The following is a 591-nucleotide window of genomic DNA, read 5'->3' on the forward strand; positions in this document are numbered from 1 at the left end:
CACCCGGGGGCGTGGGCCGTCCGGCCCGCCGGCGACCAGGACGACCACCCGCGCGTCCGCCCCCCGGTCCGTCGCCCGGTCCGCTCCTTCTCCCGCCGCAGTGCCCATGGCGGCAACACTACGACGACGCACGTAGGATCGCGATCGTGACCGTCCCAGCTGTGCCCGACCGGACCGACAATGGCTACCACAGCCCGATCCTGACCCGTCCCGGCGCCGTGGACACCCCGGGTCCCGGCCCGGACGCCGGGGTCCCGTTCCACTACGGCGACCCCTTCGGTGAGCAGCGCACGGCCACCACCTCCGTGGTGGTCGTCGACCGCTCCCACCGCGACGTGCTGACCATCGGCGGTGGCGAGCGGCTGAGCTGGCTCGAGGGCTTCGTCTCCCAGCACGTGTCCGAACTGGAGGACCGCTCCGGTGGCGAGACGCTGATCCTGGACGCCAACGGTCGGGTGGAGCACCACGTGGTGCTCTCCGACGTCGACGGGACACTCGTCATGGACACCGAGCCCGGCCGGGGCGCGGCCCTGCTCACGTTCCTGACCCGGATGGTCTTCTGGGCAGACGCCACTCCGGAGGCCGCCGACC

General features: G+C 72.9%; 1 pseudogene. It reads left to right on the plus strand.

Annotated elements, in window-relative coordinates:
• Positions 1-146: 146 nt before the first annotated feature.
• Positions 147-591: pseudogene (locus tag G6021_RS17410) on the plus strand (folate-binding protein); the annotation flags it as partial.

This window comes from Dietzia sp. CW19, assembly GCF_014145265.1.
Lineage (GTDB): Bacteria > Actinomycetota > Actinomycetes > Mycobacteriales > Mycobacteriaceae > Dietzia > Dietzia natronolimnaea.